We start from the raw sequence: 13837 nt of genomic DNA, 5'->3' as shown, positions 1-13837 counted from the left end.
CGATTAATTGCTCGAAAATTATTACATCAACGAAATTCTAGAGCTCTCCCCCAATCAACGATGCCTTCTGCAAAGGCCCTATCCGATCGCAATGAATAGATCTCATCGCTACATATTGGATCTTTCATTATTTCCTCCTCTTCCTCATCACTCAAGATGACAGCCTTGCCTCCCTTTTTTTCAAGTAGGTACTTTTGACCAGCGATATAATTATAGGCATCAATGATAGAGCTTTCTGCCGCCCCCAAGCTATCCGAAGTTCCTTCAGTGAAGAATACAAGAAGATCTGAAAGCGCGTAAAAATACAAGTTTCTAACCACCTCATCATCGTTAGCGTCTTGTTCATCAACTACGGCAGAGCTTATTGCTCTGTTTATTGCTCTTGTGCTTAATTTTGAATTGTCTGTAGCAAGAAAATCCCATAATTTACTTATGAATGAAGTCGCTTCTTTTGGTGCGCCAATATTCATCGTATTGAGCATGTTTCCAAATCTATCAAACGCCCTTAGTAGTACAAATAAAGACACTTTCTCTAGCTTGTTCATTGTGGATCCTTATTCACTTTTTGCGTTTGAGAGGCGATACAGGGTTTGCGCCATGGCGGAGAATAGATCCCTCACAGGAGCAGCATATAGGGCGACTTGCAGCAATATCAATCACCTTCATATTATTTTCCTCTGCATACCTATTGATGATGTTTACCTCAGCATGACCTTCCGGTCCTGAGACGTTTGGTACACTAATAGGCGCAACGCCCAGGATACTTGCTCTCCCTTTCTGCGCTCCTGACATTCGCCCTCGACTAGACGCAGCAACGGTCTGAGTCTTTCCATCGGGACTGGCAAGAACAGCTACAGCAATTGTTTCGCTATTGAACGATCTGGGTGAACCACCAGGTTTCAGGGATTCGCCATGTATGCTGTGCGCCATTTTTTCTAATGGGTTCATATTAGAGTCATATCGGCATCGCGGACTGAGACCTAACGGGTCTGTCCAGCCGATAGGGTTGTTGCTGTACTGATAAATATTCACTCCGCCCGCATAACCAATCGGGTCCTTACTGACAAACCGCCCAACACTTGGATCATAGTAACGGTAGCGGTTGTAATGCAGCCCCGTCTCATGGTCGTGGTACTGCCCCTGGAAGCGGATCGGGTTGGTCAGCCCTTGCTGTTGCGCCCATTCCGAGCGCTGTTCACGTACTTCGCCCCACGCTTTGTACTGCGCGCTCCAGGCGGTGTGGCCGTGTGGGTCGGTCAGTTCCTGCGGCGTACCAAGGTGATCGCACTGATACCAGGCCAGCGCCTCGAAGGGCAGTACCGTCGGTTTGTGATTCCACAACGGGTCGTCATCCAGGCTGTAACTGCCGCTGTAATCCGGTTGGCCTGTCAGGTGAATCGGTTGATGCCGCAGCGCCTGCGCCACCGGCACGAAGCTGCCCGGTTCAAAGATGTAGTGCACCGTGCGGCCAGTGCCGCTTTCGTGCTGAGCCGGGCTACTTTCCCATGCCAGTTGGTCACCGTCCCAGCCATACAAGGTGAAGCCGCAGCCCAGTTCGCGTTGTTTGCGCGCATGCTCGTTGCGGTTCCATTGGGAGCCGGCCTCGGGGCGTTGTTTGTAATGGACGCTGGAGTTTTTGTGCAGGCGTCGGCCGAGGGCATCGTAGGCATAGTCGACGGCCAGGCGAGCATCTTCGAAACGCACCAGTCGGTCGAACAGGTCCCATTGCATCCGGCTGTAACTGCCGTTGTGCAAGCGTTGAATCTGGTTGCCGCGCTCGTCGTATTCGTAATGGGTGCCGGTGTACTCACGCAGGAGGTTATCCAGCAGTTTGCTACGCGGTTGGTCTTGATCCAGTGGTCGACGGATTTGCAGGACTTTCTCGTCCAGCAGGTTACCGGCCGGGTCGAAGGCGAAGGTTTCCACGCCCTGACGAGTGGTGGCGCTGAGCAGTCGGCCGACCGGGTCGTAGCGGTAGGCGAGGGGGCCGCGACGGCTGTCATTGATGTCGGTGAGCTGGCCAGCGGCATCGTAGGTGTAGGCGCGCTTGAGTAGGGTGGACTTGTCGTCACCACGGGCCAGCAACTGTTCTTGCAGGCGTCCGGCCGGGTCCCACTTTTGCGTTTGCAGCAGGCGGTTGCCTTGATGGCGGGCAACTTCCCGGTGCAGGTCATCGCGCTCAAAGCCGATCAGTTCATGCTCATCCAGGCGCATGCCCAGCAAGTGGCCGCTGCCGTAGGTCAGCCAACTGACGCGATGGCCGTCCGGGCGCACGGTGGCGATACGCTGGTTGAGCACGTCGTACTCGTGCTGCCAGACCGCGACCTGGGGTTTTTCCAGGCCCAGGTAGTGCTGGTGTTCACGCACCAGGTTGCCCGCAGGGTCGTGAAACCATTGCAAGCGACTCTGATCGTTGCAGGCCATGACCAGGTTGCCGTTGCCATCGTAGGCAAAGGTTTCTCGTTGCGTCAGCTGACCCAGGCTGGCCAGGCGTTCAGTCAGGCGGCCCAGCGGGTCAAACTTGACCGCGATGCTGCGCTCGCCACTGATGGTGCTGTGCAAGCGACCGGTGTACTGGTCGTATTGGTAGCGCGTGGTATGGCCATCGAAACCGGTTTCTTCCAGCAGTCGGCCCATCGGGTCGTAGTGGAAGTGTGCGCGCCGCTCGTTTTCGTTTTCCAGGGTCTGCAAGCGGCCGAGGCGATCCCAGCGATAGCGCAGGGTTTGTTCGGCGGCATCGACCCGCTCGGCGATCTGGCCGGCGACGGTATAGCTCCAAGTGGTGCAGCGATCCAGGGCATCGACATGCACCAACAAACGCCCCTCGGCATCACGCTCGAAGCGGTCCTCGGTTTTGTCGGGGTGCTTGATCAGCACCAGTTGACCGGTCTTGTACTGGTACTCGGTGCTCTGTCCAGCCGGATCGGTGAAGCAGATCATCTGGCCGCGATCGTCGTACTCCCAGGCGCTGGTCTTGCCCGAACAGTCGGCGTACTTCACCAACTGACCGGCGTCGTTGTACTCAAGGGCTTTCTCGTTGCCGTTGGCATCCTTGATTGCCGTTGGCAGGCCCGCTGCGTCGTAGGCGTATTCGGTCTTGTTGCCCAGCGGGTCGAGGGCTTCCACCAGATTGCCGTGGTCGTCATAAGCGCGTTGCCACTGACCGCCCTCGGCATCGCTGATTTTGATCAGTTGGCTCTGGTCGTCGTAGGCGTAATGCACCACGGTGTGGTCGGCGCGAATGTGCTCCAGGACATTGCCCCGGTCATCGTAGCTGAAGCGGTCGGTGCTGCCGTCGGCGTGAACGTGGCGCACCACGTTCTTGGCCGGATCACGGAACAGCCACTCAGAGCCACCATCGGCATGCCGGATGCGATAGGTGTAGCCAAGGAGGTCGTAGTAGTGCCAGGTTTCGTAGCCATGGGCATCGGTGACGTAGGTCAGGCGGATGTTTTCGTCCCACTCCAGGCGGGTGTCGAAACTGCCATCGTCGGCCCATTCGCGCACCGCTTTGGCGTCGGCGCCCAGGCCTTCCCATTGCAGATTCATCCCGCGGCCGGTGCGGTCGGTGTAGCGGGTGATCAGGTGATGCTGGTACTGATAATTCCAGGCCGCGCCGTTTTCATCCTGAGCCTGAACCAGATCACCGACAGCGTCGTACTGGTAAGCGCAGAGTTGCCGCTGGGGTGCGCCGTCACGGATTTCCCACAGGCCGATCAAGCGACCATGATCGTCGAGCAGGGTGCCCAGGTGCAGGTGCACCTTGGTCACATCGTCCTGATAGGTGATCAGGTCCGACAGCACCGGCAGGTCGTCATGCCGATGCTCGTGGTGCAACATGATCCCCGCGCCATTGCGCTGCACGATACCGCTCAGCAGGTAGCGCTGGCCATGGCGGACGTAGGTTTCCTTGCGTTCGAAACCACGGCACAGCACCAGTTGCTGTTCGCCGGAGCGCACCAGGGTGAAGTTTTCGATCGGGTCGTAATGGAACAGGCCAACCTTGGGCAATGGATAGTCATGGCTGCGGCCGTCGGCATCCTGAAACACCAGACCGTCGTCAACGCAGTCGAAGCGGGTGGTGAATTCGCTGATCCAGCGAGCCCCCATGACACCTTGATCGTAGGCGCTCAGGGCGGAGCAGTAGGTGCGGGTCCATGCCACCGGGAACGGTCCTGGCAGACTGAAGTCGGTGTGTTCCATGGATTCCGAACCCATGGCGAAACTGATGCTTTTGCAGGTCCCGGGGCAAGCGCCGTTCTTCTGTTCTTTGGGGCGCTTTTTTCCGCGCTTCTGGCGTCGGGTCACCTCTAGCGCACCCGCGCTCGCCAGGTACTTGGCCTGGCTGACGGCATCGGGTTTGACGCTGGCACCCTGGCCGTTTTCGTTGCGCAGCGTCCATTCTTTCACGCTGTCCGCCAGGGTCTGGCGCAGGCGCTCAAGGGAGTCCGGGTTTTGTGGATCGGCCAGCTTGTTCAGCTCGCGGCGTAGCTGCGGTGCCAGGGCCCGCAACTTGGGCGTGTTACGCAGCACCTGCGCTTTGGCCTTTGACGGCATCAGGGCGTCTGCTGCCACGTTGGCCAGGCTCTTGTAAGTGAGCTTGAGGATACTTGAGGCGGCACCATAGGAATTGTCGATGATCTCACTGGGGTTATGCAGTAACGCATCCGCATGTCGCCCGAAGGAGTCGAGGTCGGTCTGGGTATCAATCGTCCCGGTCGCGAGTGCCTCCAGCCCCTTGGCGAGGTCGATCACCATCGCTTCGCCGTACTTGCCGACGGCGTCCAGCAGGTCCTTGAGCTGTGCCTTGGCCTTATTTCCGACAAAGTCATCGAGGGCGCCGACGATATCGGCGTTCAAGTGCCCGATCAGGATATTGATCAAGGCGTCGCCCAGGGCTTTCTTGCCCTCCTGGCGCACCAGAAACAGCATCGGCCGCAAGCTCATGCGCGCTGCGGCCATGGTGGGTGGAAGCGGGATAACCCCGATCAGGTTGATCCCCAGGCTGACCCAGACGAACGGGTCAGGCTCCTCGCTGGTGGCCAGTGTGACGATGTCCCCCAGGGCATCCATCAGCGCAATGACGTTGCCCACCGCAGGCAGGGCGCCCGCGACGTTTTTGATCCGCTCCAGGTTGACCCAGTCGTCGCTGATCTCTCGCAGCCAGGCATCGAAATTTTCGGCGCCCGCAGCCACGTCCTCAATGTAGACCTCGCTCAGGGGGGTAGGCGCTACTTGGGGTTCGCGTGATTTTTTAACAGCTTTGCTAGTGGTCATGAAAGCATCTCAGCGGCCATCAGGCTCGGGGTCTGAAGAGGAATTCTGGGAAGGCTCGCAGACGGCAGGCTCGGTACGCTGGCTAAGCCCGGCAATTGACCGGCTTTGCTCGCGGCCCCCAACACCGACGAGGCGCTCGGCAGGGATGCACTGGCCCGTTGTGGCATGCCGGCGAGTCCGCCTGGCACAAGCCCCTTGACCTGCTGGGCGGTTTTCATCGCGCCTTGTGCGCCTTGCATCAGGTCCTTGCCCTTTTCCAGCATTGCGCTGCTACCGCTGGGCAGGAGGCTCGCCACCATGGCTTGCACCTGCGCCGGAATACTCTCCGCGCCGGGTGGTTGCTGAGGCCACTCGGGCTTGCCGACATAGCTGCCAACACTCCAGGTGTCCGCTGGGTCTTTGCCGAACATGACCCGTGCCGGTCCCGGTGCGGCACCAGCCACGGTGGCGAAACCCTTGGCATCGAGCTTGCCCTTGAGGCTCTTGCCGAGGGCGTCGATCACTTCGAAATCGCCATCCTTGAGGCCTTGGCGGTTGGCGTACAGGTTGAACAGCTCCAGATTGCCCTTGCCGGGTTTCGGCGGTTCGGGGAACACACCGGCCAGGCTTTTCGCCCCGGTGTAGGCGAAGTTCGCCGCGTGGGCCGTGTACGGCCCGGTGGTGGCATGGGTGATGCCGCCGGCGTTGTAGGTGGTGGCGCTGCCGCCGCCCTGGATCACCAGTTCGGTTTTTGCCGTGAGGGTGATGCGGTCGGCGTTGGCGGTGATGTTGAGTTTGGCCAGCAGGTTGATGCTGTCTTTCAGCGCCCGAAGATCGATGTCGCCGGAGGCCGCCACCAGACGCCAGCCCAGGTTCTGCACAAACAGGCGCATGCCCTGGCTGGCGCTGGCCAGCAGGCGCTTGCCGATGGCCAGGCTGGTGTGGCCGGTGCTGCTCAACGCCAGGTGTTCGCCGGTGGCGATGTGGGTCGAGCGCGGGGTAGTCAGGGCGATGCCGGCCGGGCTGGCGAGGACCAGGTGCGGCTCGACGAACTCGGGGAATTCGTTGGTGCTCAGGTCGCCCGGCCCGGTGCCCAGAATGCCCAGGTGCTGGGCATGCAGGGCCTTGGCCACGTCGTCCTGATCGCCGGGTTCCTGGGCCTGCACCTCGCGGGCCTGAATCGCGAAACCGTCCTGCTGCTCGCTGGCGGTGGCCAGGCGTTCGGCGGTTTCCGGCAGGTCCTTGTGGTGTTTGCTTTCGTGGTGACGGGGTTCGGTAGTGATCAACAAACCCGCCGCCGCCCGCACCGCGCCATGGCGGTCGGTGCGCAGCTCAAAGCCTTCGCCACGCGGCTGGCCACCGGACGGGCGCGGATGGGTCAGGTAGCCGAGGTTGATCGCGCTGGCACCGTGGTCACTGCGCAGCGCGATGCTGATCTCGCTGGTGGTGTCGTCGATACGCAACTCGTTAGCGCGGCTGCCTTTGTATTCCTTGCTCTTGACCGTGGCCAGGGTCTTGAAGTCCGGCAACTTGTACGGCGGCAGGTTCACGCCGTGGTACAGGCAACCGGTGATCAGCGGCTGATCCGGATCACCTTCGAGAAAAGTGATCAGCACTTCCATGCCGATGCGCGGCAGGTTGATCGAGCCGAAATTCTGGCTGGCCCAGTTCGACGCCACGCGCATCCAGCAACTGGTCTTGTCGTCGAACTCGCCTTCGCGGTCCCAGAAAAACTGCACCTTCACCCGGCCATACTGGTCGCAGAAAATCTCTTCGCCGGCCGGGCCGGTGACGATTGCACTCTGGGTGCCGAGGACTTTGGGTTTTGGGTGATCGAGGGGAGGGCGATACGGCACGTCCCACGGGATCGCGCTGAAGCTGTTGCGATAGCCCTGATGGAAATCGTCCTTGAGGTCGGTGACGTCGCTGCTGATCACTTCTTCCAGCACCTGCGGCTGCTTGCCTTCGTGGAGGATTTCGGTCAGCAGCCACAGGTCGTTCCATGCCGGGTTGGCGTGCTCGGTCAGGGCCAGGAAATGCCCGGTGACCAACAACGGCTGATCGCTGTTGCCTTCGGCCAGTCGGTAGTCGCTGCGGTGACGTTCCAGCGCCCGGTTGGCCAAGTGTTTGCCGCGCTCGCGGTCGACGAAACGGCCCGGATAGTCGTAGTCCTCAAGGTCCGGTTTGGCGCTGCTCTTGGCGTCGCTTTCCAGCTCGATGCGCGGCTTGGTGAAGTCGTAATCGCGGCGCGTGGTGCGGCTGGTGCGGGTGGCCAAACGCAGCCCGAAGCGCTTGATCACCGGGTCATCGGCGACCAGCCCGGTGTCCTGCTGATAGGCCACCGGCGCGAGTTTCGGAAACACCGTCTGATCGTCACCGAACACCAGCAGATGGCCGCTGGCGCTGTGCTGGAAGTGGTAGTGGATGCCTTCTTCTTCGCACAGGCGCTGGATGAAATGCAGGTCGGATTCGTCGTACTGCACGCAGTAAATGCGCTCGGGGTACACCGCGCTGAGCTGGAACTTATAGTCGCTGGCGAGGATGCCGTGCTCTTCCAGCACCTGGGCCATGATCTGCGGCGCGGTCATCTGCTGGAAGATGCGCTGATTGACGCGATGGGCCAGGTAGGCCAGTTGCGGACGCAGGGAGATCCGGTAGCGGGTCAGGCGTTTGCCGGCCTCGCCCTGGGCGATGCTGTAGACCAGCCCATGAATGCCGGTGCCGTTTTGCGAGAGCTGCAAGAAGGCCAGTTTGTGCAGCAGGCTTTCGAGGTTCAGTGAGGAGCGCTCGCTGACCAACTCCAGTTCAAAGGTAAAAGGCTGATTGAGCGCTTCGCGGCCTTTGAAGGCCAGTACCTGAAAGCCAGGCTCGCATCCGTCGATCGCCAGGCTGAAGTGAGCCTGGTTGGCAGGGGCAAACATTCCGTGTTATCCGTCTATAAAATCCTTTTTTTATGATGAAATGGAATTAGTAATGCTGTCAATCTGAATAGTGGCCATTTGATGTCTTTTTTGCTTGGAAGGCCCGGTTCAGACACCGCGAGTGACTATAGTAAGTAGTCGTTTCGGTGTGAAAAAAACGGCCTCCCCGGAGTAATGCCTGTCAGTTAAGCGTGTAAATCGCTTTTCGTGGGAGCCACCTTGCTGATAACTGACACCCTTTATCGACCGCCTAATGGGTAGTGCTCGATACGACACGCATGCTCATTGCCATCTCCTTTACATATGCCATCCAGATACCGGTAGTTAACATGCACCAACTGGCCTTTACTGGGCCACTGTCGGCGTGGGAGCGGGGCTTGGTAGTCAGTAGTTTCCGGGGTGAACGTAACAGTCGCCCCTGCCTCTGGACATTCTGTGGTGGTCGACGTTGGGCTTACTTTCAGGATCTGGGCCTGTAGTTGCGGATACGGTCGCTTCAATACATCCGTGATACGTAGCTCCATACTGCAAATTTGCCACGCTGATGCTTGTACGGGTTCGCACAGTACTGAGAGCGTTAAAACAAATAGCGCATAGCGCGCTGCATGATTTTTCATTATTGCCCTTGCCTGGAATACTGACATTTAAGGCGTTGCAGCCTTGGATTCATCGAATCATAGAGCGACCAACCTCTTTGTACACATATGATCAGGCCGATCAACATGATGCCATCGCGTCAACCGACCGTGTCAGCCAGGTGTGTTCCCAAGACGATTACGAACCGCTAACGGGGGAGGGTGTATAAACCTGGGCGGGCCTTCTGAGGAATACTGCAACGGCAATCGCCGTCATCAAGGTGAAGCTTGCCAGCATTTGCAACAGAACACGAAATGCGTCGTTGGAGGCCTGGCGAACTGCATGTAACGGGAAAGCACTGGCGTAGCGCAGATCTCCAGTCACTAAGTGCTGCGCAATCGACGTCACTTGTTCGGACTCTTGGAGTTCGGGTATTCGCAGCCTCAGCGCATGGCTCGTCAATTCGACGAGTAAAGTCATGGTGATCGCTAGCGCTATTCCCTCTCCGGCGACACGGGTCGTGTTGAAGATGCCAGTCGCCATTCCGGCACGGTTTGTTGGCACAACGCTAATCGACAGGCCATCCATCAAGCCCCATGGCAACGCAGTGCCCGTTCCGATGACCAGCAAGGCGATGAGCTCGGCCCAGCCGTGGCTGATTGACGATAAGCTTAATGCATACAAACCTGTGGCAGCGATCAGGAACCCTCCAGCGCAGAGCCCACCCGCTGATACCCAGCGTGTTAACGATGTCGCCAAAAGCGGCACTACCAGCATGGGGCTCGACAGCGCGAGCATGATCCAACCTGCGTGCCAGGCGCTGGCACCCTCTACGCCGATCAACCGAATGGGTAGCACAACGATAAGCACGATGTAGCAGTAACACGTCCCGACAGGTAGCAACTGAACGCCAACGAATCGTGGATAGCGAAACAACCCCAGCGACAACATCGGTCGTGGTGTGTGCAGTTCAACGGCCACGAATATCAGCCCGCCCACAAGCGATAACATAAACAGCGCGACGATCAAGGGGGAGTTCCAACCGTATGATGGCCCCAGTATCACGGCGCTCGTGAAGCCGGCCAAAGTAGCAGAGAACGAAATCAGGCCTGCCACGTCGAGTTTTCCAGCTGCTTGATCGCGACTTTCTTGCAAAGTACAGGCAGCAAAGCAGAAAGAAACTCCGGTAATCAGAGCAGTGCTCAGGAATATCGCCTGCCATCCCCAGTATTCGCCCAGCGCGCCTGCAACGAGCGGCCCCAAGGCCAGCCCTATTCCGAAGGTCGTACCCAATGCGCCGAACGCACGCGTTCGTTCATGCCCATCGAACGCGTGGGCCAGCGCGGCAGACCCGCTGGCCAGCGATGCGGCGGCGGCCAGCCCTTGCACGGCGCGCGCGAAGTCCAGCCAGATGACGGTATTCACCCCTATCGGCGCTGCGTCTGCCTGTAGCGATGATTCTAAATAATATGGAAGCGATGTTGGCGGCGGCCGTTGACGGTCATGGTATTGCCCATATGCCCGATTTTTTAGCCCGCGAGGCACTTGATGAGGGACGATTGGTGGCTGTGCTACAAGGTGACGAAGGGCAGTTCTGGGCGCTTTGGCCATCAAGCCGTCATCTTTCTCCAAAGGTTCGAGTGTTTGTGGACTTTGTCGCCGGGCATCTTTTCAACTGATCAGTGTGGGTAAAAATCCAAGGGGCTGGTCAACACCGCTCAAGTCATTAAACAGGCACCCACTTGTGCGGCGGCAGCCCGGCCATTTCACTCACGGATTGCTCGCCAGGGCCTCAGCGCAGACTCCACGACACCCCGACATACACCGCCAGACCCTCACCCGGTGTGGATCGTGCCGCGTCCAGCCCTTTGTCGTCGAAACCCGGAGTGACAGTGGCGGCGTAGTGCTTGCCAGTCAGGTTGCGCATGTCCAGCCAAGTCTGCCAGTCGTCCTTGGGCGCGTTGTAGCCCAGGGTCGCGCCGAACAGTGCGTAGGGATCGGCGTAGTAGCTGTTGGCGTAATCTACTGCAACTTTGGACACCCACTGCGTGTTGAGCGCAGCGAAGAAGCCCTGGGGCCAGTCGTAGCGCAGTTCGCCCTGGTAATAGTGCATCGGCAGGCCCGGCAGGCGGTTGTCACCGAAGCGATCGTCGTCGCGGTAGTGGAAGTCACTGAAGGTATAGCTCTGGCGCAGGCTCAATTGACCGCCGTTGTCCGGTGACCACAGGTTGCTCTGCAAACTGGCTTCCACGCCCTGGTGCACAGTGGGGCTGGCGTTGAGCTCGTAGGGCGTGGTGGCATTGGCATCCGGTAACACCGAGAGCAATTCGTGGCGCACTTGGGCGTAGTACCAGGCCAGGCTCCATTGCCCCATCGCGCTGTCGCCGCGGCCGCCGATTTCCAGGGTGGTCGCGGTCTGGTTTTGCAGCTTGATCGGATCGCGCTGCGCACCGGTGGCGACGCCGCTGCCCGCCGGGAATCGAATGTTGGAGCTGTAGATCAGCGACCAGGGGTGCGGCCCCTCGACCGAGCGGCTGAGATTACCGAAGAGCTGCAAGTCCGGTGTCAGTTGATAGCGCAGACCCAGGCGTGGGGCATAGTCCCAGTCGTGCAGGCTGGTCTTGCCACCACCTTGCGGGTAGGTCACGGCACTTTCACGGCGGGTATAGAGGGCGGCGAGGCCGGTAGTCAACCACAGGTCGTTGGCGATCTCCAGATCATTGCCCACATGCAGGACGGTGTCTGAGCCCTGGTAGGTGAAGTTGCGAATGTGCGTGCCCGGCGCATAGCCAGCGGTGTTGCCGGAGGGGATGCGCACGAACTCGCTGGCGCCGGCATTGGGCAGGTGCTTGGTTACTCGCAGCCCCAGTGCGCTATGGCTTTCCAGGCCCCAGAGCGTGTCGCGACGCTTATAGTCGAACGTGCCGCTGACATCCGTGTACGCCACCTTCAGGCGGTTGGGACCCTCGCGCAAGTCCATGGGATAGTCGTGGTAGGCAAGGCCGGCCTGGATGCTCGAATCATCATCGATGTAGTAGGTGGTCTTGTTGCCGATAAAGGTGCTGCCCGGCTGGTCACGGTTGTAGTCCCGCGCCAGGTAAGTGGGGTTGGCCGCCCGTGCGTCGTGCTCGATGGAGTGCTTGGTCACCCGCCCGGCGAGCTCGTTGTCGGTTTGGCGGTAGCGCAGGTAGAAGCGCGTTTCCAGATTTGGGTTGAAGCGATAGCCGAAGTTGGCGATGACACCCTGGCTCTCGCTGGCCGTGTGGTCCTGGTAGCCGTCGGAGCGTGCGTCGGTCATGGCCACGTAGTAGTCGAAATCACCCAGCACCTGCCCAGAGCTGACCTGGCGTTGCAGATAACCGTGGCTGCCCGTCGCATAGCGCACCTGCAACAGCGGCGCGTCATAACCGGTGTGACTGACGTAATCGATGGCCCCGCCCAAGGCCAAGGCACCCCTGTCGAAACCGTTGGCGCCGCGCAGCACTTCCACATGGTCGAGCCACAACGGCTCCAGCAATTCATAGGGCGTACCGCCAGGGCCGGTAAGCGGCAGACCGTCGAGCATTGCGTACAGCCCCGAGGCATGGGCGCCCGGCGCACGGTTGATCCCCGATCCCCGGATCGAGATCTTCACCCCTTCATTGCCCGCAGACTGGGCATAGACCCCAGGCTGATAGGCCAGCACATCCTGGTTGCTGGCTACTCGGCCCTGAAGGGGGCGGCGCAGGTCGACCACATTGGTGCCGCCGGGCACCTGGGCAAGCCGGGCCTTGGCGTCCTCGACCGACGGGTCTTCGCTGCTCTGGTCCTCAGCCCGAATCAGCACTTGTCCCAGCTCCAGGCCTTGGGCCTCGGCCATGGCCGGGCAGGCAAGGGCCAGCCCCAGCAGCGCAGTGGGCAGGGATTTTGGCGAGGGCATCGAGAGAACTCCAGACATGTAGGAACGGACAGTGGAAACTGCGACGTATGAAAGAACGAAGGAAACACATGGCAATTTTGCTTTTTTGCCAGGTAACCGGGCATCGACAGGAGCGCTTGCCGCCACGTCGTTGGGGGGAGGGTGGGAGGCGGTTGACGGTTCTCAGAGTGCAGAGGGTGGCTGTTTAGGACTGAGATAAATACCAGGGGGAACGTGAGATAAACCTGGGCCAATCCGGGATAGGCTGGCACAGGTTGGGATGGTTTGTGAAATTCAGTTGCAGCCAGTGCAATAAGAAGACGCCCCGCTCAGTCGTCAGTGAGCGAGGCAAGCCCAGGCTAACCCGTTGGCTATGTGCCTGTTCCCTGAAGCCCTGATCGAGCTGAAGGCGGGCTGACCTATGCGCTACTGCACCCGCGCCGACATCGGCAACGCCATCCCGGAGATGACGCTGATTCAGCTCTTCAACGATGATCCGGCCGCCATGCTGCCCAATGAAAGCGTGATCGAGGACGGCGTGCGTCAGGCTGAAGAGCTGGTGGATGGCTACCTTCGCGGGCGGTACAACCTGCCGCTCGATCCGGTGCCAACCGTGCTACGGGATGCAGTGGTGTACTTGGCGCGGCACTGGCTGTATCAGCGCCGCCCCGAGGGCGCGTTGCCCGATGCGGTGAAGGACATCCTCACCGCACACGCCCACGTCTACATAAAGGAAGAAGTCCGGGCCAAGGCGGCACACGGCGCGCTGGGCTACCACCCCTCGTTGCTGCCAATGCACCGAGGCCGGGATGCGGTGCATTGGGCGGTTCATATGCGGGAGCCGGTAACAGGCGGTTCGGTCTATTGGCTGGACGACGGGGCGGATACCGGGCCAGTCCTCACACAAGACTGGTGTCACGTTCGGCCAGATGACACCCCGCAAATGCTATGGCGCAGAGAGCTTGCCCCGATGGGGCTTCGCCTGTTCTCTCAAGCGCTGGCCATGCTCGATGCCGGCGTCGACTGCAAAGGCCGGCCACAAGATCCTGCATTGGCGACATGGGAACCGGGGGTATCGACTAAGCGACTATCAGGATGAAACGAAGAAGGCCCCACAAGGGGCCTTCTTTATGCAATTCTTTTGCACTGTGTGAAAATCTTTCCACGCTCATTTATCGCGCATTGA

The 13837-nt window shown here is 59.7% G+C and carries 6 protein-coding genes and 1 pseudogene; 2 read left to right on the top strand and 5 right to left on the bottom strand.

The genetic code is table 11. The annotated features are described in order from the left end of the window. Positions 1 to 26 precede the first annotated feature (26 nt). The 4 genes from AABM54_RS15325 to AABM54_RS15310 all read right to left on the bottom strand — a co-directional run bounded on the left by AABM54_RS15325 (position 27) and on the right by AABM54_RS15310 (position 10178). The gene (locus AABM54_RS15325; protein WP_347900829.1) at positions 27 to 545 is read right to left on the bottom strand and encodes a hypothetical protein; all 519 of its coding nucleotides are present in this window, start codon (positions 543 to 545) and stop codon (positions 27 to 29) included. A gap of 13 nt (positions 546 to 558) precedes the next feature. Then, positions 559 to 5277, bottom strand: a complete 4719-nt coding sequence (locus AABM54_RS15320) for an RHS repeat-associated core domain-containing protein (RefSeq protein WP_347900828.1) — start codon at positions 5275 to 5277, stop codon at positions 559 to 561. Next, entirely contained in the window at positions 5274 to 8177 is a 2904-nt protein-coding gene (locus AABM54_RS15315; RefSeq protein WP_347900827.1) for a type VI secretion system tip protein TssI/VgrG, read from the bottom strand. The genes AABM54_RS15320 and AABM54_RS15315 overlap by 4 nt, the downstream gene beginning before the upstream one ends. Before the next feature lie 774 nt (positions 8178 to 8951). After that, a complete protein-coding gene (locus AABM54_RS15310; protein ID WP_347900826.1) occupies positions 8952 to 10178 on the bottom strand; it encodes an MFS transporter in 1227 nt (408 codons plus the stop codon). Between the two features lie 11 nt (positions 10179 to 10189). On the opposite strand from AABM54_RS15310, the pseudogene AABM54_RS15305 reads away from it, so the two are divergent. Next, positions 10190 to 10432, top strand: a pseudogene (locus AABM54_RS15305) (LysR substrate-binding domain-containing protein); the annotation flags it as partial. A 113-nt stretch (positions 10433 to 10545) separates the two neighbouring features. On the opposite strand, the gene AABM54_RS15300 reads toward AABM54_RS15305, so the two are convergent. After that, entirely contained in the window at positions 10546 to 12672 is a 2127-nt protein-coding gene (locus AABM54_RS15300; RefSeq protein ID WP_347900825.1) for a TonB-dependent receptor, read from the bottom strand. Positions 12673 to 13072: 400 nt separating this feature from the next. Between AABM54_RS15300 and AABM54_RS15295 the strand changes: the two genes are divergently transcribed. Beyond that, a complete protein-coding gene (locus AABM54_RS15295; RefSeq protein ID WP_347900824.1) occupies positions 13073 to 13750 on the top strand; it encodes a phage protein Gp36 family protein in 678 nt (225 codons plus the stop codon). Positions 13751 to 13837 lie beyond the last annotated feature (87 nt).

It is taken from the genome of Pseudomonas purpurea (genome assembly GCF_039908635.1).
Taxonomy (GTDB): Bacteria; Pseudomonadota; Gammaproteobacteria; order Pseudomonadales; family Pseudomonadaceae; genus Aquipseudomonas; species Aquipseudomonas purpurea.
This window is presented reverse-complemented; position numbering and strand designations above follow the sequence as displayed.